Origin of the sequence: Parachlamydia acanthamoebae, assembly GCF_000875975.1 — a bacterium.
GTDB classification, from domain to species: domain Bacteria; phylum Chlamydiota; class Chlamydiia; order Chlamydiales; family Parachlamydiaceae; genus Parachlamydia; species Parachlamydia acanthamoebae.
In genome coordinates, this window is the sequence record NZ_BAWW01000037.1 from 1 (window position 1) to 253 (window position 253).

The window sequence follows — 253 nt, forward strand, 5'->3', positions numbered from 1 at the left end:
CCATCTCCAATAGCAAGCTTTGGTCCTTCTTTGAGACCTCGATGTTTTAAATTTTGCAAAACTTCTTTCCAAGACTGCTTGCTTTCTCGGTGCCCATCATGGATCATGATAAGTTCTTTATTTCCATTCTCTAAAGCACCTATCAGAACCAGAACGCAAGGTCGATCTTCTTCTAAACGAATGTTAAAATAAATCCCATCCGCCCATATATAAACATACTTTTTTACGGATAAATCACTTTTGAGCCAATTTT

General features: G+C 37.2%; 1 protein-coding gene. It reads right to left on the bottom strand.

From position 1 onward, the window contains the following. On the bottom strand, positions 1–253 hold a 253-nt coding region (locus tag AOM43_RS07995), incomplete at both ends, for a transposase (protein ID WP_193374861.1).